The following is a 24,625-nucleotide window of genomic DNA, read 5'->3' on the forward strand; positions in this document are numbered from 1 at the left end:
TATAACTTCACCGCACTTGTCTTTCCGTGCTGTGAGAGAACCATGGGGTTGACCCAGGCAAGGCGTTTTTGTCTCAATCTGAACCCTATGAGTCCACCCTGGTGTGCAAACCACCGGTAGCGCACCGGCCAACGACGCGCACGGCGGGCCTGAGGTAATTCCCAACCAGAGTTACTTTGTGAATCTAAACCGGCAGTAGAACTGTAAACCTACTTTTTATACTGTTAACCACCGTGGTTTACAGCGTGAAAAATAGGTTTACAGTCGATCTGAGCGGGCTTTGCCGACGATTATTTTAATCTGGAGCAGCACGGTAGCTTCCCCGGCGCGTCCGGCACGCTGGTGATTTTTAAGAGCACAGCGTTGTATCGTAGTTCGTTCAGTGGATCTGCCCGCGCCTCTACCTTCCCCCTCCTAGCTGGCCTCGTCCGCGCCAGCTGTTTGGCACCAGCGACCCTGAACACCTGAGCTGGTTCTGGAGTACATTTGCACTCCACTGCTGCGCAGCGCGAAGTTTCGAGCCTTTTCCGTACCCTTCGCGTTCGACGCCCGATTGAAAATGTCGTCCTGAGGTGGTGATTGAGGCACGGCAAGAGAACGCCCAGGCGGCCTACTGTTTAAGCGACATCGGGCTTCTACCCTGCCTCACCCGGCGTTGATCAAGACCCCCTGTCGGAATGGCAGGGCAACATCAGCGCTACATCATCCCTTCTGACAGAAACAAGGTGGCCTCCAAACTGATCCGAACAACCCACACTTCCTTCTGGTGATTGTTGGTTTCGCGGGCTTTCGCCTTGACCAAACGTCCCAGCAAAGCCTGGGCCTGTACTCTCCGGTGAGCTCACCATATGATCGGAAGAGCAGTTAACGGATGGGAGTAACCATTTTGCCGAACGTCTTTTTCTCTTACTGCCATGCCGACGAGGCGCTACGCGACCAACTGGAAAAGCAGCTGTCGATGCTCAAGCGCCAGCGGGTCATCGAGACTTGGCACGACCGCAGAATCGGCGCCGGTCAAGAGATCGATGCAGCCATTGACGATCACATCAACAGTGATGAAATCATTTTGTTGCTGGTTAGCCCCGACTTCATCGCCTCAGACTACTGCTACAACATCGAGATGGCCCGCGCGATGGAGCGCCATGCTGCTAAGGAGGCGATCGTCATTCCTGTAATTCTTCGCCCATGCGATTGGCACCATGCCCCGTTCGGCAAGCTGCTTGGCACGCCTCAAGACGGCAAGCCAGTGACGCTGTGGCCGAATCAGGACGAAGCATTCCTGCAAGTGGCAAAGGAGGTGCGTAAGGCCGCCGAGCGATGCAGCCTCAGCCCAACGGCGACATCCGTGCGATCTGACCGCGACGATTTTTCTATGGGTGCAGCGCCCCTCCCTTCGACACCGCCTGGCGCTAGATCAAGCAACCTGCGGATGGCTAAAAGCTTTACCCAGCTGGACAAAGACCGCTTTCTGCTCGACAGCTTCGAGTACATCTCCCGTTATTTTGAGAATTCACTGACGGAGCTCCAGGCACGGAACGCAGGGTATGAAGGGGTCTTCCGTCGTGTAGATTCCAATCGCTTTGCTGCGAGTATCTACAAGGACGGTCACGACGTTGCGAAGGCAACTGTGTTCACCGGCGGCCAGCTAGGCGCGGGGATCTACTACAGCCATGGGGATTCGTTTGGCGGGGGCTCGTACAACGAGGCGTTAACGGTTGATACGGACGATCAATCTCTATACCTGAAGACATTCGGTATGTCGTTTCATACTCGGCAAGACCAGAAGCTTTCTCAAGAAGGTGGTGCCGAAACTCTTTGGAGCCTGTTGATCGCACCGCTCCAACGCAATCGTTGAATCACGTATTCGCCAGGCCACGGTGCACGCTTCTCGCGCACCCCGCCACCAAAGCGTACGACCCACGTAGAAGGCCCATATCATGGAAGTAGTCCGGCTCGCTCACATCACATTTAACCGCATCGGCTCAGCGAGTGGTGGCGGAGGTTTCCGTAGCCAGCACCAGGTGAAGTTTTCTGCTGAGATGAAAGAAACGGATCAATCGACTCTAAAGCAATTGGTGATCGCGATAGCCGAAGCAAATGGTGAAGCGGCGGGAGCCTTGAAGAACCTGAACTATGAACGGGGCTACGCGGGAGAATCTATATTCAACATCCAAGGCCCGAACACCTTTTACAGCACCGCTTATGCCGAATGTCGCATTACCCCCGCGTTGAAGGCCAATGGATGTTACTTCAAGCTTGAGGCGATCGATGACAGGGACATCACACCCTTTACCTATTCTGAGAAGCCAAATTGAATCGCGTCACAGGGCAAGGTTACGCCGCAGAAGGATTCCGCGTCACCCTCACCCACTCGGCCGAGGATTTCTTGGCCCGAGCCCTAGCCCGTTATTTATCAGCTAGCATACCCATGATCGATCTGCGTCAGCACTTCAATAACCCGATCTAAGCTCTCCTGATCTTTCACGAACTCCAGGGGGGGCATGCCATCGAAGAGGTTCCTGGGCGTCGACAGCCACACAGCTGCTCTGGCTTTGTCGCCGAACACTGTTTCAGCTTTTTGCCACACAAGATCGAAATTTTGCACAACCCCTCCGCACCATCGAATTCGCCATCACCGTGTGAGCCTGGCCAGACGTCAATCACGGTGAGGTTGCGCTCAGGAGATCCATGATCTCTGGGCTGGTCAGCCTCATACCTGAGCGTTTATTTCATTAGAGTATCAAGCCACCTTCCCTGAAGCGACCTCGGCAGACTGCGTAATGCCGGTGCCGCCCAAAATGATGGAGGTGGAATGACGCCCAAGCGTCGTCCTGGTCAGGTCGTCGTTCACAGCGGCTCCAACGACTGGAGCAGCTTTCTGATTTCCGAATACTGATCCGCGCCCAAGATGTCATAGTCTCCGATGCTGCTGAGGCGGTAGACATCCCGGGCTTTCTTGATTCGGTCAAGCAGCGGCAAAATCTGGCTTGAGGCCAGTTCCAGGAAGTCATTTATGTCAGCCCGTGTTCGGGGGATCTTGTAGCCCTTGGCAGCACTGGCAATGATGACTTCAGCGTCCCGCAGCTTCGCAATCCCACTGGATCTGATCTTCTGATCCGAAAGACCATGGAACCCCCTGTCCGCGAGGTGCTTGGCTATGTCACCCGTGGAGACATACTCATCGGCGACGAAATCGCTCCTGAAGCGTAGGTAGTCCAGGATGCATACCTGAAGACGCTCATCCTCATCCAGGTGCTGTCCGACCTTGGATAGGAATTTATCGGCTTGCTTAAGGGCCTGTTGATGGACGCGGTGATCGGCCAGCGCTGATTCGTCCATAGGAGACGGAATCAACGACTGGTAGCGCGGTGGCCATTCCAAAATCCCCAGCGTCCGGCTACGCAGGATGTTCCTGTAAGCCTCGACAACCTCGCCGCTAGCCTTACCCTCGTAGATGTGCGCGACACTGCCCGCGAAGAAGTCCGCTACCTGGATCAGAACGTCGTCTTTACTGCTCTTGGTCTGAAATGCGGTGTCACGGAAGAGATCTCCCGAATAGCGTTCCGATACGTAGTCCCGCAGGCTGGCCTGAAACTCGGGGCCGCCATGCTCGTCCACGGTCATGTGCAGGTCGGGACAGTGATCAAAGAGCCGCGAATACAGAAGGTTGTTCACGTGCTTGATGAAAGACTGCTTGAACTGAAGCCCCCCGTCCTGGTAGACCCGACGCTTGTCTACCACTGTGAAAAAGAGTTTGAGCGGTAGCTCTGCGAGATCAACGAGAATCCGCCGGCGCCGATCCGCGTCCTTGGCTCTGAGTTTGCTGGACTTGATCTCCCCTGACTGGAAATGCCTCGCCCTGGCTAGGCCAGCAAGCTCGTAAGCTTTCGGCAAATCCGTTTCAGTGACGATGACGGAGCAGATCACAAAGAAGTCGGAGCTACCCGACTTCGAGGTATCGAGATCGTGATTACCCGACTCGTCTACAAATGCGAATGTCCTTCCCACGCACTCACTCCCACAGCCTGAGCGTATGGCGACGCCATAGCCGATTGCTGATTCTGGGCCAGCATCTGAAGGCGGCGCCCTCAACCCTGTCCTCTTTTATGAGATAGCTTTATGCCACATCATCGGGGATGGCGCGAGAACTGCTGGACTGCAGCCCCAGGCATTTTCCGCTCAGAACCCTGCTCGGAGCCGGTCACCGCTGTCCGCCTGGCTTGAGACTTCACTGGGTGCCATTTGCTGCAGAAACACCTGGTGCCACCGCTGCCCCCCAGTGCGGATTGACTGGTTCGTCTACATAGAGCCGCAGCCTTGCGATTTTCTTCCAGTCACTGCTCGGATGTCGAAGTATCCAGACTAGCCAGCCCCTGCCCAACACAGATTGAGGTTGGAGGCTTTGAAGCCAACTGCTCAACCATCCAGTCTTGCGCAGAGTCGAGTTGGCCCATCATGGTCTCGTACTCTTGGTCAGTGAGGGCGTTGGCGACGGCGTATTGCTTCATGGCAGCTCCGAACAATGATATAGGGAGTGGCGACATTCGATCCTACAGATGGCATTCACCCCCAGGTCTCCAGCATTTGGCGCAACCCTAGGAGCCGCCTCCCTTGATGATCGAAAAACCAGTCTGCGGCGCGGGTATTGGGTCGATATGAGCGCAGACGTTCTCGATGCACAAATCGGCTCTTGGGCCATCGAAGCGCTCGGGTCTTTCCTCAACATCGACCGCTTCCGCGCCGGCGGCACTCTCGTACAACCTCGTGAGATCATCGACGCTGAGTGTAGGGTGGTGGTGGGTGGTGGGTGGCCAATGATTCTCTGATGATCGCGTACAGCGAATCTCAATGCATCAGCCAGGGCTGCGCCCGCACAAGCTTTTCTAGTTCGTCGCCCAACGGTACCCTCACAGCAACCGCCTCGTGTCCTAAAGTGAAAATGGACACGATCGCCCCATTCCCTCAAACGGACATGCCCATGCCCATGCCCATGCACATCCAGCTCGATCTTAATCAAAACGATTTAGAGGCCTTGCTCCGCCACTGCAAAGCTTATGAGCCTGATAGCGATGATGCTCGTGAAAACCAGCGCTTGTCGGATGCACTGCAGGCTTTAGAGGAAGCGCTGCAGGAAGCCAACACCTCCCGTTGAAATAGGGCGTGCTCGACTAGACCATACAGGCCTAGATTTCTCACCCTTGCTCAACGCCGGCAACGCCACCATCAGGTTTTTTGCTTTCACAGAGCTCCAATGCCCTCATGGTGTCCGCGAGCTGCTGGCTTAGCTCTGTCGAAGTCGCTTTTAGCTGGGTGACTTCCGCATTCACAATCTCGGTCGCATTTCTGGCGAGAGCCAACTGCTCTTGGAGCATATCTTTCGCGCCCTCCGCCCGCGCTGCTGCCATATTGGCAACGCCCAGATCTCCTTCCAAGCGCTTAAGCGCATCCTGGTTCTGATGAGCAAGCTTGCTGTGCTGGCGCGCCTCTCCCAGCAAGCGTTCGTTGTCGCGGTTGAGCCGCGTCAGTTCGTCCTGGCGAACCATCAGTGTTTGCTGTGCCTGCAACAGGTCATGCTGCAATTTCTGGAGCTGAGTTTCATGCCGATGCTGGTCTTGCTCACGCTGCTCTTTGATCGCATTGCGGTAGTGCTCCAGGGCATCGCGAGCCTGCACATGCTTCTCCTCCAGTGCTCGCACCAGGTCATCCTTCTCCTTCACGCGCAGCTCAAAATCGGTACAGCTCTGACTGAGGCGCGCATTGCGATTGAGCTCCGCCTGTAACGATGACTGCAACGTGTTCATTTCCTCGGACTGACTGGCCAGCGCAGCATCGCGGCTTGCAGTCTCTTGTCGAGCATTTCTGAGCTCATTTTCAAACCCCTCGATCTGCTCATTCAGCGCAATCAAGCTTTGGGCATGTGAGGTGCGCTCCTCTGCCAGAACAGCATTGCTCTCCTCCAACAGCCTTTTAAGAAGCTGAGCCACGAAGCCGGAGAGCTCATCGCTGAGTCGGTTCGAATCAGACTGGGCCCGTGGATCCGCAGCGTCCAGCTCCTGCAGGTACCGGGAAATTGTGGTTTTAGAGCCGGTATTCCCCAGCTCCACACGTACGGCGTCAATGCTCGGGTTAAGGCCGCGCACCAGCAGCGCACTCCGCGCTTTTTGCACCAATGCTTTGTTAATGCCGCCCCGAGCCATGATTCATCTCCTACAATTTCGTACCACGTTACATGTCATGTAATTACATATTTCTTTAATTGAATTTTAGACGATTTTACGAGCCAGTTCTACGAACCTATAATAGAGCTTTATGGCTTCTTGACTATTTGCTGCTCCCAGAAAATCTCCTCGTGGGGCAGGAAAAGCAAAACGTTCCGTTTTTGAAGGCAAAGCACGATGGAAAACGCAGATCGGTACCTGAGCGCCGGTACCCGGGAGAGCACACGGAAGAATTACCGCTCGGCGATTGAGCACTTTGAGGTGACATCAAGCGGGTACTTGGCCACCACCGGTGTGAGCGTCGTTCGGTACCTGGCTGAGTACGCCACACTGAAGCAGCGTCTAGCGGCGCTGGGGCAGCGGCACATCACTCAGGGTTTCCGAATCCGACAAATGCTCCTGGCGCTCGCCAAATGCTCAAGGATATTCGAGTCGTCCATCCAGCTCAGATCAAACGGGCCGCCCCTCCTCTGCTCAAGCATCTTGAGCAAACAGTTGCATGGTTGGAAGGAGGGTGCGCAGTTGCAATAGAGCATGGCGACTACAGAATCTTGGTGCGCCACCGCCGCTCAATAGCGATCATCTTGATTGGGTTTTGGCTTCTTCTTGCCCTATACAAAAGGTGATCGCCAACATGAAGGCGCAACAATGCGCCAATGCTTGCCAAACTGTGCCTGGTGGAGGACTACATCAACTGGGTGGCGGTGGCCGGTATCGGAAAGGGGCGGTGTTCCAGCGGATTGATCGCTGGGGCAATCTATCCGGCAAAGGAATGTTAGTTTTCTGGACTGCAGAGAGCTCAAAGAGCCCCTCCCGTGATACCCATGAGGGCGCAAACTCGTTAGCGATTTATGCAGAACAATCCAACCAAGCACCGCACGCTGATCGTGAGTGGTATTTCTATCTGATATCTAGTGTTCAGCGTTTACCACACCCAGGGGCTTATGGCTCGGCGTACAGCTTTTGGTTGAATTGGCCAAAATACTCGCAAAGTGCGCCGACAACATGCACATGGCACTCCTAATACTGTGAGTCATCGAGCCAGAGAATCATTCAGTGCACTTATTCATTGTGCGCGTGAATTTTGGTATAATATTAAAGATACCAACGAGCTTTTGATCAAGCCGTTTGAGACTCAGGGTTCACTCACTCACACAACCAGAATGCGGAACACACTACATGGACGAAGCTGAACTTTCATACCAATCTTCAGAGTTTTACTTGAGACACATGAGTGACGCTATTAAAGCATCACAGTCTGGTGATATACCAGCGGTAGGAGTTGCAGTGTTCAGCTTTTTTAGCGGGACTGAATACCGCCCCGGCACTACTGCCAATCTGGAATCGTACCATTTTATGTGTGTGATTCGTTCCGATGAGCTGTCTTCATTTATTAGGGGGCAACCTACGTTTTTGCTGAAGTGGATACAGACACTATTTCACTATTGCCGAAGTATGGCAGCAATGCCAGAGATCATAGAAACTGTCTGGCCAGTCCCAGCCAGAATAGTAGATGGGCTGAAAGGTCATTTTGAAGTCGAGGGGATGCTGGCGTCATCGCAACTGGCAACCTGGGATTATTTTTACGGCAAAGCCAATCACCCCAGCTATCTGGAAGGGATAAAAAAGTGGGAAGTAACACACCCAAAAGCAATCGCCTATAGAAATCTTTTTTGTAGTACAGCAATAAATCGGGACAGTCCAGACTTCAAGGATTATGTCCAAGGGTGCTACTTGGCCAAAGATTTCTATACCCATGAAAACCAAGCTATAGCGATCCTGAATTATTATTGCCATATTGAGGAAAGTGAGAAAATTCTGGGTGAGCTCTTGCACCTCATCAACACTGAAGACATGAAAGTCTTGACAAAATCCGGAAACTGCGACTTCCTGAAAGGCATAATCGGGCACTTTTATGACCACAACGACTATCAGCCGTTGTTCAAGCTTCTGTCATCAATGAAAAATGTTGCGCCTAACGCCATTCCCGGGCATGGCTTTGTCTTGAGCAATGGTCAAACTTTGACCGTCATGACTGCAAGCTCAAGAATTAATTTTCCAGCAGAGGGAAACTACCCAAGCTATGAGCGGCTGATCAAAATCAGAAATCAATTGCTTAACGTATACGTTAGCCTTTTGGGCACGCCTAGCCAAGATGCTAAATTTTTTGACGCCGATCGTAGTGGCACCCCTGCAGTGGACGATGATTTATCTTCCTACAGAGATATTGTGATTGAGCATTTTCGGTTGAATAACGATATCTACGACGAGGTGAACTCAATCACTTTGGCCCCCTCTCATGACTTCCCAATTCAAGCAGCTCGGTTTGGATTAGGCAAAAATGCGCCCTGGATATCTGCTAGCCTTGAAGTAATGGCAGACGATCCGGAGGAGCACTCCTTTGTATTTATGCTTGCCAGTCATACTCATACTGTAAATGTTGAGCAAGCATTCATTCGAGCCCACTTCGGTGCATCCGCTGAAATCTACATAGACCCAAGTGTCGAAACGTTCACTGAGATTTTTAAGAGCGAAAGGCATAGTGTTATCTATATTTCGGCTCATGGGATGTATAACCACTGGGGGAGTGGCAAGGAAGACCATATTTTATTTTCAGACGAATGCATTATTCCCGGTAATGTATTGCATTCGTGCATTCCTAAATCGCCCTACGCCAGAAATGTGATTCTGAACATTTGTAATGGTGCTACAGTTGAAATAAGCTGCAATCCATATTCCAGAGGACTTGCAGCCTCAATCGCGAGAGGAAACCAAAGGGTGGTTTCGCACCTCTGGCCGGTAAATCCAATCTATGCCGCCTCCTTCGGATTGCTCGTTCTTCACTATCTCAGAGAACGCGACCTGCTTGATGCAAGCAGGGAAGCTTTTGCTACCCTAAACCGAGAAAAAGATAGCATCATTCAGACGGTTCGCTCATTGGGGGCAGACTGTGATGCTTTATCCGACTATTTAGAGAAAACCGAATTTAAAATGAACGCATTTAAAAATATCGGAAGCATTGCGGCATACAGCTAGCAACCAATAACCCAGGCCTTCGGTAATGGAGGCCTTTTGTTATAACCTGTCCAGCATGGAATATTCTATTAAAAATTTATAGACAGCACTGCACACACTGGCCAGCCCTCCTCAAACCGTGCTTTTCAAAGTAAAAGGTGAGGTGTGGGTGACTCGGTCATATGACGATGACAGCCGGCGAAATACGCCTAGCCGAAGCGCTTTTGAAATCTTGCCCACGCATTCGCTAGGTAAGGCCATTCATCCGCTAGATCACCTTTTGAAGCGTTACCATCAAAGTGGTCGATAAGACCGCTCAGCTGGAAGTGGGATATTTTGCATCGAGCCCTGATAAGACTGAGAATCTCGTTCCTCAAGCCCACCATGCTAGGTCGCTCATCACGATCGACTGATAGCGCCCTCTTAACCAGGCTGATGACATCTGAATGCAAATTGCCAGGCGCCTCTAGAGGACACCCACGTGCTATCCATTTCTGCCAGTCTGCAGGGCGAGTCCATTTGGTCGAGTGTCCTGGCTTAGCCGACGGCCAGACGTCATCAGTGCGAACACCTGCTGGGTGAACACCGTTTGTCAGCAGCTCATACAGAATGATGCCTAAGGCAAAAACATCTGTCTTTTCGGAGAGCTGGGTTTTACCCCACTGCTCCGGGGCCATGTACGGCCTTGACCCTTCGAAAACCGCAGGCGTCTTCAAGAAAGCATTAGCGAGTCCGAAGTCAGCAATCATTGCCACCTGATAGATATCAATGTCAGGGAGTGCATTGATGACCTTTTCAAAATCACGCACAAAAATGTTGGCTGGCTTCAGATCTTGATGGCACACAAGGCCATGGCTATAACAGTGTATTAACCCCGAGCAACAGTAGGCGATCAGAGAAAGCTGCCTGATCTCGCTTTGCCCCGACATGTAGTGTAGTAGGTCTCCGTCCCAATATCGAAACAGGGCAACTGGCGCACCCAGAACTTCCCGCAGATCGAAACACCAATGCACAAATGTGTGATGCGAAAAACGCAACTGGAGAGCCAACTCCTGAACGAAACGCTCGTTTGCTTCTACAGCAGGAACCGTCTCAAGCTTGCGGGGCATCTTGGCGCACACGTAACGAGGATAAACCGACTCTCCTTGATCCATGACAAAGATGTCACCGCATACTCCGTTTAGCCGCTTGACGACCACACCGCGATTACCTAATGCGGCCGCAAGCAGGAATTTCTGCTCGTCCTCGCTAAAGTCGTAGAAAAACGGGAGTTCCATGTTGGTGTATTTCATCACTAGAGAATACTCCACCAGCCACAGCTTACGCATCTATAGGCGAGCGATGAGTAATAAGATGCCTAGTATAGCGTTAACACCACGGCGGTCGCTGCCCCACGTCAGGCTGGCATCAAGCACGGAAGTGATCAGGCCGCTCGATGAACAGCCCCTCCCCTCCTGAGCGACGGAGCAACCCTGACCTTGTTGAGGCCGCTCAGCCCAGGATATCGGCTGCTTGCAAAGGAATGACTCGACCCATTTACCTGGGGCTATCGGGATGAGCTCAAGACGATCATTAGCACGATGTTCACCAGCCATGCGCTGACCATCAAGAGTCTTGGAAACGGTGATCGTTCAGCACCGTACCTGCCAGCCCATCTTGAGGTTTCAGGTCGGCCAAGAAACGACGCTGATGGGCCTTGCCACGTATGCCATTCAGACTCAGCGCGCGCCTGACAGAGCCATAACCGCGGAGTATGAGCGGCTGGAATGGCCCTTGCTGAATTCAGCACTGAGCGCCGGATGATAATTGCATAACACGTTTTGAAGGCTCTTACGCCAAAGCCAAGTCTTCTGCCAAGCGGTAAGCTGTTGGTTATCATGGCAATCTGCTGGCAACTCAAGCCTCTAGGATTTAGGATCTGCGTCAGCCAAAGAACATCACCACCCTGAGTACAGGATACGGGACTTTGATACGCCTGGCCGGCTAGGCGATGCCCAATTGAAACAAGGAGAGCTTCAATGAATTTCAGCGATGCCCACGACGTTGCGACTGAGGCACTGGAAACCTTTCACAAGATTGAGGATGGTGCTGCGCGGCTTCTAGCGACACGCAGCGGTGAGGCGTCCGACGTCCTGGCAGTGATCAACACGTTCACCAACACTGCAGCAGTAGCCAAAATCGCATCTATTAGTGACGCCACCACCAAATCGTTGCTCAGCCTCGTCCGCGAACCTGCAGTCTCACGTGTGGTTGCCGAGACAGACGAAGGCGAGGTCGTCACCTACTATATCTGCCGCACGACCAACATCACGGTCAAAGGGACGATGCTGGCGGGCTACCGTACACCTATCGGCCGTCTGGCGGTCTTCGATGTTGGTGAAAGTGTCGAGCTTGAGGTTGCTGGGAAGCAGAGAGGCTATCGTATTCTCGAAAAGCTTGAGCTTAAGCCTCTAAAGAGTGACGACCTTTGGGATGCCATCGATAGCATCTGGCGCCGACGGCGTGCAACCCCACAGACAATCCCTTCGCTTCGAAAGCTCGTTCAGCCCGTCGACGACAACGCATTCCTCGCGATGCTGGACGGCGAATCTGAGGCAGAGAAGATCCGGGTGGGTGTAGTCCATGAAATACGCAGAGCCATGGCTTTGCGAGACCAGGCAATTCTCGACAAGATCCAGGACGAGATTTTCCGGCTGTCGATCGATCATCAGCTGATCATCCTCGGCCCTCCAGGTACCGGCAAAACCACAACACTGATCAAACGCCTTGGGCAGAAACTCGATGCGCAGGCGTTAAGCCCAGACGAACAACGGCTGCTTGGCTCAGCGATTAACCGCCAACGCTGGATGATGTTTACACCCTCCGACCTGTTGAAGCACTACGTCAAAGAGGCATTCAACCGGGAGAATGTTCCCGCGTCTGACGACCACATCAAAACCTGGAACAAGCGTCGACATGACTTGGCTAGGTCAACATTTGGCATTCTGAGAACCGGCAATAGCGGTAGCTGCATTCTCAAGGAGGATCGGCGCTATTCCAGCTTTTCGGTCAGTGATGATCCTCGACAATGGTTTGCCGACTTCAAGGCGTATCACCAAAACCGTCTGCTCTCCTCACTCAGGGAAGGCGCCGGCCTCCTGAAAGACTCGGCGCCGAACCTCTCGGATCCGGTCGTGAAGGAGCTCCTCACCACGGTAGATGAACTGAGTCCCGAGGGGTTGCTCAGTGCCTACGCGATCTGGAACAGAATCGAGGCGCGGATCGAACCGCTGCTCAAAACCAGCCGCGAGACAACCGACAAGCTTATCCAGCAGCAAGGTAGCCTGCTCTACAACAGGAACAACTCTGTTTTCGTTGAACTCGCTACCTTCCTGGAAAGCCTGGGGCAAAACGAGGATGAAATGGACGACGGTGAAGAGTTTGACGACGACACCGGCACCGAAGGCACGAGCACCCCTAACCACACGACGGAACGCAGGGCGTTTCAGGCGTATCAGCAGTTCCTGCAGAGCCACGCGCGCACCCTCTATCGAAACGGCAGCCTTGGGAAGTCGAGTCGGGCAGCCCGGATTCGTGACTGGCTCGGAGATAGGGTTCCGCCAGCTGAATGGTTGAAAACACTAGGTCGCGAAATGTGCTTCCAGAACGCTATGCGGCGGTTCAGGAATGCGTGGAAACGTTACGTTCTGGATGTCCCAACGAGCTATCGCGCGTTCCGCCGAGAGTGCCTCGCACTTGAGTTCTATGAATACCAGAAGCCTGACACCCCCGCGCACATCGACGAGACCGAGCTGGACGCTATCCTGCTCCTGATGCTCCGTTCAGCGCGCGAACTCATTCGGCAGGAGTTCGTCAGACGACACCTCGATGACCCTCGCTTTACAGAGCTAGCCAAGATTTCTGAACAGTTCCTCCACCAAGTGCTGGTCGACGAAGCGACTGACTTCTCTACCCTTCAGCTTGCCTGTATGGAAAGCCTGACTGACCTGTCAACCGAATCGTTCTTCGCGTGTGGTGACTTCAACCAGCGAATCACCGGACATGGCCTGAAACGTATTGACCAGCTTGAGTGGATTTCACCGCGCCTCAAGCCTCGGCGAATCAATACTGTCTACCGTCAAAGCCGGCTGCTGAACACCTTTGCTATCAAACTTCTCGACCTCATGCAGGGAGATACAGAAGCTGTCGGCACCCTGCCTGAGCACTCCAACCACGAGGGCGTCCAGCCCGTGCTGGGTGAGCACCTGAGTGAAGACGACGCGTCTACCTGGGTCGCGGATCGCATCATCGAGATCGATGCGCGGATGCGTTCCAAAGGGGAGGATATTCCGACCATCGCGGTACTGGTCACCTCAGAAGATCACGTCCGGCCGATGGCGGATACGCTTACCAAGAAGCTGGAGCAGATCAGCCTGCGAGCCACTCCATGCGCAGACGGCCAATCTTTGGGCAATCAGTCAGACATCCGGGTATTCGACGTCCAGCACATCAAGGGTCTTGAATTTGAAGCTGTGTTCTTCGTCGGAGTCGATGGCCTCGCTGAGGCCAATCCGGGGTTGTTCGAACGCTTCTTGTATGTCGGGGCTACCCGGGCCGCCACCTACCTGGGCATGGTGTGCCATGAGAAGCTACCGGTAAGGCTGGAAAATATCCGTCCATTGGTAGCCACGCACTGGTGGTGATTGCGAGTTAAGCCTGGCGTCCAATCTCATGGAGATGGGTTCAGAAGATCCCTTCCAGGTTGATCGGTGAAGCTGAATGAGAACAAGTCGGTCATTGATTATTGAGTTGAATTCCGCTCAAAGCCTCCTAAGGAACTATGAATTATGCAAGTTTACCTCTCATGCTCAGACTGCCTTCGAGATTACGAGCGCCACCTGAAGGCAACCGATTCTAAAGATCACATCTACAATCAAAGAAAACGGCTTTCGACGTATGCCGTACAATTAACCAATGATATTTCCTATGAAGTAAGATGCGATTTCGGTCACTCATCTGCTGTTTTTATCAACATGTTCAATCACGAAATATTGTTCGAGATTGGTGTCCACTCTTTTCTTGATGGATATTACAGGGAGGCTGTAACCTCGTTTGCCGCAAGCCTTGAGCGGTTCTATGAGTTCGCCATTCGGTCTATCGCCATACATTATGGACTTCCAGGAACGGAAGAACTAAAATGCTGGAAAAGCATTTCTTCCCAATCTGAGCGGCAGCTAGGATCATACATATATCTGCATGCTATTCATTTTAAGGGGCAGCCAAAATTGCTCTCGCAAGATAAAATAACACTGAGAAACTCATCGATTCATAAAGGGCAAATCCCGACATATGAGGAGGCCATGGAATTCGGTGAGGAAGTCTTATCAATACTTTCCGAAACATCGCTAAAAGTTTGGAAAACCATACCCGTTGCGGCGAACAAAGTGGTAAACATTCATGCACAAAACTCAATTAAAAAGATAACTGATACAGGAGGAGTCCAGTCTGGAGACATGATCTGCGTTGATTCAGCTATTCGTGGCAACAGGTCGCTTAAAGAACATATCACACGGACAGCTTTGCGACACTCTAGGGATACGATAGAAAAACACAAAAAACTAATAGCTGATTTAGAAAGTAAGCACCACATCCAGTAGTACTAGCGCCCTCTCTTTCTTGACGATTCCTCTGCCAAATCGCGATCGTCAAGAGATGAAGAACGATAATCCAGCACATTGCCATCAGCATCTTTTCATAGGCTATCCATTTGGATGCGACCAAATGGGTTCAGCGGCAGTAATTCCGTGGCAAGGCGACTGAGGCATAACCGTATTCAGCCTGGTCTGTCACTGGACGAGAATGAGATATCCCGGCGGCTGGAAGCGCTGAGCCCCTAAAGAGCCCTAGGCATGATGGGCACTACCCCATGTCATTGACGCAGATTTAATGTGCTGCCGTTACACTGAACATCCTGCCCGATTTTGATGGCAAAGAAGACGATGGAAAAAGCAGATCGGTACCTAAGCGCTGGCACCCGAGAGAACACCCGCAAAAGCTACCGGGCGGCGATCGAACACTTTGAGGTGACGTGGGGCGGGTACTTGCCCACCACCGGTGTGGGCGTCGTTCGGTACTTGGCAGAGTACGCCGACAAACTCTCGATCAATACCCTGAAGCAGCGTCTGGCAGCGCTGGCGCAGTGGCACATCACTCAGGGCTTTCCGGATCCGACAAAGACCCCTGACGTTCGCCAGATGATCAAGGGCATCAGGGTCGTGCACCCCGCAAAGGTGAAACAGGCCGCCCCGCTGCTACTGAAGCACCTGGAGCAGGCGGTCACATGGCTTGAAGGGGAAGCTGCAGCTGCGACTGAACGGGGGGATTACAAATCGCTAGTGCGCCATCGTCGCTCGGTGGCGATTATCTTGATCGGGTTCTGGCGGGGTTTTCGTGGCGACGAGTTGGCCAGATTAACGGCCGAGGATACCCAAGCCATAAGTGGTGAAGGCATTACCTTTTTCCTGCCCTACACCAAGGGTGACCGCCATCATGAAGGCACTACGTTCCAGACGCCGGCGCTTACCATGCTCTGTCCCGTGGAGGCCTACATCAACTGGATAACAGTTGCCGGGATCGCGAAAGGCCCAGTGTTCCAGCGGATTGACCGCTGGGGCAATCTGTCAGGGAAAGCCATGCAACCGCATAGCCTTATACCCGTGCTGCGCCGCATTTTCAGAGAGGCAGGATTGCCAGCGGAGTTGTATAGCAGTCACTCGATGCGGCGCGGTTTTGCGACCTGGGCGTCGGCCAATGGCTGGGACATCAAAGGGTTGATGAATTATGTGGGCTGGAAGGATATGAAGTCGGCGCTTCGGTATGTAGATGCTAGCGTGTCGTTCGGTGGGATAGCTTTACGCGAAGCTCCCGCCGAAGGCAAGCGGCTGACCGGAAGAGACTGATGCCAAGCGCGGGGCTAATGTCTCAGGTTCGTTGACGTCTTTCGAAAAGCCAGTACATTCGGACAAATCACCCGCAATATACTGGATCTGTTCAAGAGTTCACTGCTGCTTCTACTCCTGCGCGAACCTACCTGTTCTGTAGCTTGGCACAGCTGGCTGCACTTTCATTTCTGCTACAAAGTTTGCAATCGTGCGGCACGAGTCAACTTGAAATATGGAGATGCCCTTTCCCCTCCTAGGTACTCGCCTGTCGATTGATTGAGCCGCTCGACTGAAAGCTCTCGCCGCCAGTCGATAATGCAACTTACCCTGGAGTGGGCAGACCCAGGTTCTCCAAGAAGTTCCGAAACGATTCACTTAAGGTTGCTTGCCCTTATTTAACGACAGCTGGAAGATCAAAAAATGCGCACTAACGTTTAAGGTCAATAAACCGTGTAAAATCTATTGCCACACAGAAGATAGATTTTTTCAAACTTCCTTTTTCCACCTACCAGACTCTGTTGAACTTGAGTGATAGTTTCTTGAACCAGCGACTCGTCTCCTTGATAAGTGTAATCTTGGGGGATAACCACCAAAAGAGATCTTTGGTCAGGGTATTGCTTTTTATGTTTGCCATTTATTGCAGATACTATTTTCTCACCTAGAGAATCACTCATCTTTTTGAAATTGGCCCGATTTTTTACGGGCAGAAAACCACTACCCACCTGAGCAACCAACGAGAGTAGTTTATGGTCGCCCTCCGGCAAAGCCCAGGTAATTTCCAATATTTCTTTCGTTAACCCGTCTGCTTGCGATATCTTCAAATCAAAAATATCAGCCTTTAGTCCAAACGACAAAATCTCATCATCAGCCGCCTTAATTTTTTTCAGATAATAAAATATTGGCAAAAGCTCCTCGCGTAGAAGCTTATTCTCGGGCCTTCTGGTGGAAAAGAAGCCATCCTCTGCAGCAAAATAGCTTAAGTTCTCTTCCGTACTATTTTGAAAATAATTATTTATAATGGCTTTGAACGCGACCACAGACATTGGACTGTCAAACAAGGAAATATCAATAGGTTCTTTTTCATAGCTTTTGTCTTTGGGCGCTTCACGTGACTTTAACTCCAGATCCGCACCCTCCACAATTGAGAAGTAGTGCATAAGAAAATCAGGATCCGGGATAAAATCTGGTTGATCCGTCCGGACAAACTCTTTATCGGCCGTGTTCGGAAATGCTCTTAATACATCATTGATTTTCCTCTCCAGCTCAGAGGCTACTTGATTTTTGACTAGCGGATTCTTCTCAAAAAAGCTGAACCACCAGATGAAATAATCCTCATAAATAAGATATTCATGCTCGTGAAAATACACTTCCGTGTTTAACTCACTCTTAAAAAAGGTCAATGTCGAATTTATCGCCTCGACCAGTGTCGAGTGAGTGCTCCAGCCGAGTGTGACCTTTGGATTACCTTCCGGAAAGCAGACAAAACCATGAAACTGCTCCGCCTCCAATTTATCTAAATCATCATTGCCTATCATCATCGACTACTCCGTTATCGTTATAATCATTTACCTAGAACACATCAAAGTATGGGCAGAGCTATCGCTAGTTATAATGCCTCTACCGAACCTCAGCATTGCAAAACAAGGCGTCATCCGCCAAAGCTTCGTAGAGTGTTTTCTTCCACCCATTGATCAACAAATCAGGCGTATTAGCGCCTGAACGGAGGAAGTCTGAAAAAGCTTCAGGAGGCTGCCTACTGAAGTAGTTTGTACGCATGTCCATCAGGAAGCTGAGTTCTGAGCCCGCTTGGACGCTGTAGCGCTCGGCAATTCCGAATAGGGAGAAATGGTTAATTACCCTTGCCTTGTCCTCATCACTCCAGTCATCAGGTGGACTGGCGCTGTAGGTGATTGAGCAAGGGCTGGTGTGAGATACGGAAACACTGATCCACCTTTGCTCAAAAAACTGTCGTTTGTCCAGATATGGGTGAAGCGGTTGCCGATGCGGGTGGTCAATCAAGGGGTTACGTTTGTCGGTATTGCAGTCACGGCAGGCAGGGATCAAGTTTTGGGGAACGATAGCCAGCATAGGGTAGTTGGCTTTTGGCAAATAATGATCCAGGGTTCTCGGTCGTCCTATTCCTCCACATGTAGGACAATGGTCACCTGCAGCCACCAAAATAGAGTCGTAGAGTGCTCGGCCAGGTTCGCGCTGCACCATGTAGTATTCGTAGAGGTGAACAAGCTCGCTTTTTCGAATGTCGTCGATCACGAAGGGATCATCCCCCCTGGCCAACCTTAATGAGGGTAACTCCCACGTGGATCCGGCGGCGACTCTTTCGATAAATTCGGCGGCATTGGCTGTGATGCCTAGAAGAATGCCCCTCATTCTATCTCTCTGATGATCATCAATGATCGCAAAAGTGCAGGCCATGTAGGCCTCCTCAGGAGTGCAACTTGGCGCTAACAATTGCTTCATGTCTGTACCTTTGAATCACGCTCAGCGATTAACGCCCGAAGAATTGCCTGCCCCTCAAGCCCCAATTTCCCACCGAATTTTCCAAGGATCACCTCAAAGGTATGTCCCTCAGCAGCTTCAGCTGCAAGAAGTGTATGAAAACCCGAGGATGCGACGTCCAACCCAAACACTTCCCGGGTAAGAATTCCTACGTTCTCGCCGAACGTTTCAACTGTTGGCCGCTGCGCCGACGCCACCAAATTAGACCGATGAATCTTCCAGACACACGACGCAGGAATTTCTTGGAGCACCACCGGCGAATGCGTGGCCACGATCGCTACACCGTTGCGATCCAGAAGCAGCTCACTCAACGCCCTAATCAATGCCGATAGCAGCGGCGGATGCAAATGGCTTTCGGGCTCATCCATCAGGACGAGAGTTTTTTCCTCGACCAGCTCGACCAACTTGGTGATAGTCAGGAGCACGATCGAATGGCCTGAGCTAAGATTCGAAAAGATTTCGTTGGCTGCCGTGATCCATTCCTCGCCACTCAAAGACAAGAGCCTGTCGAATCCCAAACCTGCGAAATTCTCATCAGTTTGCAAAGTTATGACGGCCTGTCGCCAACGGTTTCGCTTATGCGTTTCCCGCAGGCACCCTCTCATACCGTCAATGAAGTCAGATTTGAGAGCGTCCCGGCGCTTTAACTCATGCCATGTGTCCTCGCCTTTTGACTTTAGCCCCACATAGAAAAAACAGGTGCCTTTGGATGGATCGGGCTGCTCTGGAGGTGGATCAAAGGGGTCAAATGCGCTAAAGGATACGAGCACTACGCTGCTGAAAAAATCTGGGGCAATAATCGCCCGCTGTTGCCCCCAAAACTGATTTTGGTAGATGGCATCTGCACCAGCGTGGCGATTGTGGATGGCATTGGTGATGCCGTTGAGGATGGTGGTCTTTCCTATGCCGTTTCGCCCGATTAGCGCGTGCACATTTGTCAGGGGCGTCGAATCAACATTCACATCAAAACTCAACTCAATGCCGGCGGTAGAGCTATTCGCTTGCTTCGTGTAGACGAAAGAAAAATTGGTTCGGACAGCACCACCAAGTAGGACTCGCGTAAATTGATTCTTGACGCTGGCCAAGCTGACATTGCGCAACAACGAGATTGACAGCACGGGCTCGTCTATTATCGCTTCCAGGATTTCAGGGTTGGCAACGACGTCATTCATCCCTCGGAGGAAGTCAAACCGCAAATCATAGGAGGATAGGCTCGCGATTTTTTGGTAGTACTCCACATTGGTACCGAGTGAGAAGAAGCCTTCTGGAAGGCTTTGGAAAGAATCTGGAAGTTTGGAGCGTGTGGTTGTTGCAGTATCCTGCCCTTTGAATCCAATCTTCACATTCTCAAGATCGTGAGCCGTGCCAAACTCGTCATATACGATGACATAGAACATTGTGACAAAACTGTGATCGTTCCAGCGGTCAAATTTCAGATACGCAGTGCTGATCTTCCCGGTCGGGAATTTGTCATCCCTGCCTATGATATAGAATTCCATTCTTCCCTGTTCCTGATGAGCACGAGGCTCAGCGACTGACTTGAGTGAATGCCGCTTATGGTGGCACTTCGGCTCCAGAACTACAAACCAAGTGGATTGAGCTTGGTGCCCCTTCTGCTAGTAGTCAGCTACAGTTCCATGGGAAAGGGTGACTCACTGCCACCGCCTTATCTCAGGGAAGACTCAATGCGCATCCTGCATCTGGAGCTTGCGAATTTCCGTAAGCTTAAATCCGTTAGAATCGACTTGGCGGCCGAAACCACTCTTCTGGTGGGCGCCAACAACAGCGGCAAATCATCAGCAATGCTGGCACTACGTAAATTCCTGGTTAAGCCGACGACGTTCCGGCTGCAGGATCTCACTCTTTGCCATATCGCTACGCTCGATACGATTGGCCAGGAGTGGGAACAGGCCGATGGCAGCTTCGCTATTCCAGCATCCAACGCTTGGGCTGAGTGGCTGCCAGCCTTGGACGTTTGGATACAAGCAGCTCAGGGCGAGCTCCACCACATCCGCGACCTGATTCCGAATTTCTCTTGGTCAGGCGGCATGGTGGGTATGCGATTTCGGCTGGAGCCTGATGATCTTCCAACGCTCTATTCCGATTATCGAAAAGAACGGGAACGGGTCGCTACGCTGCTGCAGGAAATTGAGAGTCAGGCTGCGGATGGCCAGGTGCGCCCGACCCTCCAATTATGGCCGCAGAACCTGCATGACTACCTCAACCGGCGCTTGGCCAAGGCGTTCAAAGTGCGATGGTACCGCCTTGATCCAGATAAGCTTTCGCCACCTAACGCAGAAACCAGGACTGCCAATCTTCAGCCGCTGAGTGATACGGCAATCCCACTGGAGCGGAATCCCCTGCTTAACCTGATCAGAGTTCACGAGATCAATGCGCAGCGCGGTTTCGGGGACAGCGCCGATGAGGGACAAGATGAAAGCAAACCCGGAAGCGGCAGGAAACTTTCTGAACAATTACGCACGTATTATCGTCGTCACCTTGACCCCGGTGATAGCCCGGATGTGCATGACCTGGAGGCCCTGCGGGCGATTGAAGCGGCTCAAAGTGCCTTCGACAGCAGGCTCACTGTCAGCTTTGCGCCGGCACTCAGAGAGGTCGCAGGCCTCGGCTACCCGAACAACAGCGATCCGAACATCAAAGTAGCAACTCGTCTTGCGCCAACGGACGGAATGGATCATGAGGCCGCTGTACTATTTGAGTTGGACTCTGTCGCAGGAGCGCCAGGGGAACCGCGCCTGAGCCTCCCCGAGACATCCAACGGCCTTGGCTACCAAAACCTCATTTCCATGATCTTCCGTCTCATGGCGTTTCGAGATGACTGGCTCAGGAAATCTCGCACCCCTGATGAGCGCAGTGCCGCCAACGTTGAGCCAATCCATCTTGTACTGGTCGAAGAACCCGAGGCACACCTTCACGTTCAAGTGCAGCAAGCCTTCATCAAGCATGCGTACCACGTGCTGTGCAACGATCCTCTGCTTGAGGAATTTCCAAACCTGAGAAGCCAGCTGGTTGTGAGTTCCCATTCAAGCCATGTCGCGCATGAAATCGAGTACGAGCACCTTCGTTACTTTCGACGGCTCCCATCCGGGATGGCGAATATCCCGATACCGGTATCCACGGTCTCAAACCTGAGCACGGTGTTTGGCCAACGCGGGAAGACCAAGGAATTCGTCACACGATACCTCCGGGCGCATCACGCCGACCTTTTCTTCGCTGACGCGGTCATCCTGGTCGAAGGCGCAGCGGAGCGCATGATTCTTCCCCATTTCCTGCGTCAGCATTTCAAGTTTCTCGACCAGTGCTACATCACTATTCTCGACATCGGCGGAAGTCATGCTCATCGCCTCAGACCGCTGATTGATGCCCTGGGGATTGCGACATTGGTAATCACAGACCTGGACGCAGGAAAAGCCAAGGCGGCACAGCCAGTTGCTCGGGGGGCCGAGCAAATCACGAATAACCCTACCGTCCGCCACTGGATGCGTGTGGTTGGACGTGGTCATGATGTGGATACATTGCTAGACCTCCCTGCAGAGCAGAAGGTGGAAGAGATCGATGCGCTCTATTCGATCAGAATCGCCTACCAAACCCCTATCACCATTCGTTTGCCAAAGACAGGAGTACAAGCCGAGGCCTTGCCCAATACATTTGAGGACAGCTTGGTAATGAGCAACGTCGAGCGATTTGCTGGAAAATCACGTCGCGGGCTGATGCGTGCGTTCAGCGAGGCCATTCAGACCGCCGACACGACTCAAGTACTGGGTGAAGTGCTGTTCGAGAAGCTGCGTACAGGCGACAAGGCTGAGTTCGCCCTGGAGATCCTGGGCGATCCAGAATTCAGTCAACTCGTGGTTCCCAGTTACATCCATGAAGGCCTGACCTGGCTGCAGTCGAAGCTGGAGCTCAAACGCAAAGACCTTCTGGTGGTTCCACCCGCAATCGTCGAGGTGACAGAAGAATGATTCCGTCAGCGCCGGAGCGCGATAACCCCATTCGTGATGCTGACGACCTTATCCGAGAATGCCTGGATTTGGATCACCCACGGAGTTTTTTCCTCTACGCTGGCGCGGGGTCTGGGAAAACCCATTCTCTGGTAACCGCTGTCAGGGAGCTGAAATCGCGCGCGCACAAGAAACTGACCTTCGAAGGACGTCAGGTTGCAATCATTACCTACACCAACGCAGCATGTGAGGAGATTTCTCGCCGGCTGGAGCACGATCCCTTGGTGGTCGTTTCAACCATCCACGCATTTTCATGGCGAATGATCCAAGGTTTCAATGACGACATCCGCGAGTGGCTTCGCAGCAAGCTCGCTGAAAGTATCGAGGAACTGAAAGACAAACTCGCAAAAGCTCGGGATCCCAACAACAAAACCGCTCGCGCCAATCGTGCATCGCTAGAGAGTAAAAAGCGCCGGCTTGCTGCGTTAGATGAGGTTTTCAGCTTCACCTACAGTCCCACCGGAGAAAATCGGGGACGCCAAGCCTTGAACCACGCCGAGGTCATTCAGATGGCGGCTGCATTTATTCAGCGTCCACCTTTGCTTGACGTGATGGCCGATCAGCATCCTGTACTTCTAATTGACGAAAGCCAGGATACCTACGGCCCTCTCATGGACGCGTTCCTGACCGCTCAATCGCTAATCCCGGATCGGTTTTGTCTTGGGCTTTTGGGCGACACCATGCAGCGGATTTACAACGATGGTAAAGAGCAATTGGAACAGGCAATACCCGCCGATTGGGCCACCCCCGAAAAGCCAGTAAATAGAAGGTGTCCAACTAGGGTAGTGGAGCTCATCAACGTCATCCGCAGCGCCGCCGATGATCATCAACAGGCTCCAAAGCCTGGTGCGATTCAAGGGGCAGTGCGCATGTTCTGTACCCGGCAACCTGCAAATGGCGGCTTTGAGTTGGAGAGCCAGATTGCTGAACGAATGGCACAAATTACGGGCGATGAACAGTGGGCAGCAGGAGCATCTGAGCGAAAAACACTGATACTTGAGCACAAAATGGCCGGCCGGCGCCTAGGATTTGAGGGCATTTTTACGCCTCTTTACGCAGTTGAGCACCTGCGTACCAGCCTGCTGGATGGAACGCTGCCTATTCTCAAATTGTTCTTTGACGGGGTCATGCCGATTTTGGACGGCGCCAGGCACAGCGAATTCGCGCTCATGGAAGCTGTGCGGAAGAGATCACCTCTCCTCGACAGTGAGCACATGAAAGCGGCCCCTGATCAGTTGGGGTTACTTCAACAAGTCGGTGCCAGTTGCCAAACTTTGTGCGATTTGGTTACAGGTGATGATCCGTCTTTGGCCGATGTCGTGTTGGTGCTGGCGCAAACAGGCCTGCTTGAAATACCTGACCGTCTCGCAGCTGCCCTGGAGCAGGGTGTGACTGATGAAGAACCGCCTGAGACAGTTGATCGTGAAGCACTTGAAGTGCACGCCTACCGCATCCTCTTGGGGCGCCGATATTCTGAAATGGTCGCATTCGCTGGATACGCTCAGGGCTTGTCACCCTTCGATACTCACCAGGGTGTCAAAGGCTTGGAGTTTCCACGAGTCATGGTGATTCTCAATGATGAAGAGGCCGGAGGGTTCCTATTCAGCTACGAAAAACTATTGGGCGTTAAGGCTCCGTCCGACAGTGATATCAAAAATCAGCGCGCTGGAAAGGATGATGCGCTATCCCGAACGCGCCGCCTGCTTTACGTCACCTGCAGCCGGGCAGAGAAAAGCCTGGGGATTGTGGTTTATACAGCTCAGCCGGAAATCGCTAAAGAGCGCGTAGTTGAGGCTCGTTGGCTCGCAGCAGACGAGATAGAGATCATCTGAACCGCCAGGCTGGGCCCTCTACGCCTCGCGCACCCCGATGCGCTAGCGGAGAGCGCTGGCAGTTGACAGGCCCAGCCCACGCGTTTTTTTGTCCACGCCTG

Annotated in this window: 17 protein-coding genes; 9 read left to right on the plus strand and 8 right to left on the minus strand. The window is 52.5% G+C overall.

Annotated features, from left to right (window positions below; genetic code table 11):
- Window positions 1–886 precede the first annotated feature (886 nt).
- Together CKW13_RS09385 and CKW13_RS09390 are read left to right on the plus strand one after the other, a co-directional pair.
- Window positions 887–1,855 (plus strand): toll/interleukin-1 receptor domain-containing protein, encoded by a 969-nt coding sequence (locus CKW13_RS09385; protein WP_095108605.1) that lies wholly within the window; start codon window positions 887–889, stop codon window positions 1,853–1,855.
- Between the two features lie 82 nt (window positions 1,856–1,937).
- Window positions 1,938–2,315, plus strand: a complete 378-nt coding sequence (locus CKW13_RS09390) for a hypothetical protein (protein WP_095108310.1) — start codon at window positions 1,938–1,940, stop codon at window positions 2,313–2,315.
- Between the two features lie 98 nt (window positions 2,316–2,413).
- Here CKW13_RS09390 and CKW13_RS09395 read toward each other — a convergent pair whose 3' ends face one another.
- From CKW13_RS09395 to CKW13_RS24425, 3 genes are all read right to left on the minus strand, one after another.
- Complete coding sequence (locus CKW13_RS09395) at window positions 2,414–2,605, minus strand: MbcA/ParS/Xre antitoxin family protein (protein WP_176465082.1); 192 nt, start codon at window positions 2,603–2,605, stop codon at window positions 2,414–2,416.
- Window positions 2,606–2,847: 242 nt separating this feature from the next.
- Window positions 2,848–4,008: a DUF3800 domain-containing protein gene (locus CKW13_RS09400; protein ID WP_095108312.1), complete on the minus strand. Its 1,161-nt coding sequence runs from the start codon at window positions 4,006–4,008 to the stop codon at window positions 2,848–2,850.
- Between the two features lie 326 nt (window positions 4,009–4,334).
- Window positions 4,335–4,508, minus strand: coding sequence for a hypothetical protein (locus CKW13_RS24425; protein ID WP_176465083.1), 174 nt, complete (start codon window positions 4,506–4,508; stop codon window positions 4,335–4,337).
- Window positions 4,509–4,825: 317 nt separating this feature from the next.
- On the opposite strand from CKW13_RS24425, the gene CKW13_RS09415 reads away from it, so the two are divergent.
- Window positions 4,826–5,152: a hypothetical protein gene (locus CKW13_RS09415; protein ID WP_095108315.1), complete on the plus strand. Its 327-nt coding sequence runs from the start codon at window positions 4,826–4,828 to the stop codon at window positions 5,150–5,152.
- A 40-nt stretch (window positions 5,153–5,192) separates the two neighbouring features.
- Here CKW13_RS09415 and CKW13_RS09420 read toward each other — a convergent pair whose 3' ends face one another.
- Window positions 5,193–6,197 (minus strand): DNA-binding protein, encoded by a 1,005-nt coding sequence (locus tag CKW13_RS09420; protein ID WP_095108316.1) that lies wholly within the window; start codon window positions 6,195–6,197, stop codon window positions 5,193–5,195.
- Window positions 6,198–7,397: 1,200 nt separating this feature from the next.
- Between CKW13_RS09420 and CKW13_RS09430 the strand changes: the two genes are divergently transcribed.
- Window positions 7,398–9,254, plus strand: a complete 1,857-nt coding sequence (locus CKW13_RS09430) for a hypothetical protein (RefSeq protein WP_141233958.1) — start codon at window positions 7,398–7,400, stop codon at window positions 9,252–9,254.
- Between the two features lie 188 nt (window positions 9,255–9,442).
- Here CKW13_RS09430 and CKW13_RS09435 read toward each other — a convergent pair whose 3' ends face one another.
- Window positions 9,443–10,525, minus strand: a complete 1,083-nt coding sequence (locus CKW13_RS09435; protein WP_176465084.1) for a protein kinase — start codon at window positions 10,523–10,525, stop codon at window positions 9,443–9,445.
- Between the two features lie 726 nt (window positions 10,526–11,251).
- Between CKW13_RS09435 and CKW13_RS09445 the strand changes: the two genes are divergently transcribed.
- The 3 genes from CKW13_RS09445 to CKW13_RS09450 all read left to right on the plus strand — a co-directional run bounded on the left by CKW13_RS09445 (window position 11,252) and on the right by CKW13_RS09450 (window position 16,171).
- Window positions 11,252–13,915 (plus strand): ATP-binding domain-containing protein, encoded by a 2,664-nt coding sequence (locus tag CKW13_RS09445; RefSeq protein ID WP_095108321.1) that lies wholly within the window; start codon window positions 11,252–11,254, stop codon window positions 13,913–13,915.
- Window positions 13,916–14,059: 144 nt separating this feature from the next.
- Window positions 14,060–14,869: a hypothetical protein gene (locus CKW13_RS24190; RefSeq protein ID WP_141233959.1), complete on the plus strand. Its 810-nt coding sequence runs from the start codon at window positions 14,060–14,062 to the stop codon at window positions 14,867–14,869.
- Between the two features lie 342 nt (window positions 14,870–15,211).
- Window positions 15,212–16,171: a tyrosine-type recombinase/integrase gene (locus CKW13_RS09450; protein WP_176465085.1), complete on the plus strand. Its 960-nt coding sequence runs from the start codon at window positions 15,212–15,214 to the stop codon at window positions 16,169–16,171.
- Window positions 16,172–16,593: 422 nt separating this feature from the next.
- Here CKW13_RS09450 and CKW13_RS09455 read toward each other — a convergent pair whose 3' ends face one another.
- The 3 genes from CKW13_RS09455 to CKW13_RS09465 form a co-directional block, all read right to left on the minus strand.
- The gene (locus tag CKW13_RS09455) at window positions 16,594–17,691 is read right to left on the minus strand and encodes a hypothetical protein (protein ID WP_095108323.1); all 1,098 of its coding nucleotides are present in this window, start codon (window positions 17,689–17,691) and stop codon (window positions 16,594–16,596) included.
- A 79-nt stretch (window positions 17,692–17,770) separates the two neighbouring features.
- Entirely contained in the window at window positions 17,771–18,631 is an 861-nt protein-coding gene (locus CKW13_RS09460; RefSeq protein WP_256576550.1) for an HNH endonuclease, read from the minus strand.
- The gene (locus tag CKW13_RS09465; RefSeq protein WP_095108325.1) at window positions 18,628–20,169 is read right to left on the minus strand and encodes an AAA family ATPase; all 1,542 of its coding nucleotides are present in this window, start codon (window positions 20,167–20,169) and stop codon (window positions 18,628–18,630) included. Before CKW13_RS09465 ends, CKW13_RS09460 begins: the two co-directional genes overlap by 4 nt.
- Before the next feature lie 186 nt (window positions 20,170–20,355).
- On the opposite strand from CKW13_RS09465, the gene CKW13_RS09470 reads away from it, so the two are divergent.
- Together CKW13_RS09470 and CKW13_RS09475 are read left to right on the plus strand one after the other, a co-directional pair.
- Entirely contained in the window at window positions 20,356–22,653 is a 2,298-nt protein-coding gene (locus CKW13_RS09470; protein WP_095108326.1) for an AAA family ATPase, read from the plus strand.
- Entirely contained in the window at window positions 22,650–24,524 is a 1,875-nt protein-coding gene (locus tag CKW13_RS09475) for a UvrD-helicase domain-containing protein (protein ID WP_095108327.1), read from the plus strand. The genes CKW13_RS09470 and CKW13_RS09475 overlap by 4 nt, the downstream gene beginning before the upstream one ends.
- Window positions 24,525–24,625 lie beyond the last annotated feature (101 nt).

The organism is Pseudomonas sp. Irchel 3E20 (genome assembly GCF_900187645.1).
Taxonomy (GTDB): Bacteria; Pseudomonadota; Gammaproteobacteria; order Pseudomonadales; family Pseudomonadaceae; genus Aquipseudomonas.